The organism is Lysinibacillus sp. GbtcB16 (assembly GCF_019091145.1).
Taxonomy (GTDB): Bacteria; Bacillota; Bacilli; order Bacillales_A; family Planococcaceae; genus Lysinibacillus; species Lysinibacillus fusiformis.
In genome coordinates, this window is sequence record NZ_JAGXJV010000436.1 from 1 (window position 1) to 268 (window position 268).

The 268-nt window shown below is 37.7% G+C and carries 1 protein-coding gene; it reads left to right on the plus strand.

Going from position 1 to position 268, the window contains the following annotated elements; translation table 11 throughout:
- Window positions 1-43 precede the first annotated feature (43 nt).
- A partial coding sequence (locus KVT27_RS24820; RefSeq protein WP_217582190.1) for a hypothetical protein occupies window positions 44-268 on the plus strand: 225 nt, incomplete at its 3' end.

The window sequence follows — 268 nt, forward strand, 5'->3', positions numbered from 1 at the left end:
ATGACCCTTGCATCGTTTTACTCGAAAGCACCAATGGCAAATATTGGTTTGGATCATTCTCGCTTTATTCATTTTTCCTTTAACTCCACCAATATCCCATCACTTTTCTTCGGATACTGAAGTGCTTGTTCTAGCCAATACGACGCAAGTTTTAACGATACAGGAACCGACTCCAACGAAAAAAACGATCTATACCAATATCGATGAACTTTACTCGAATGATGATTTTTATGCCGAGTATGAAACGACCGTTTTCGTCATTTTTATT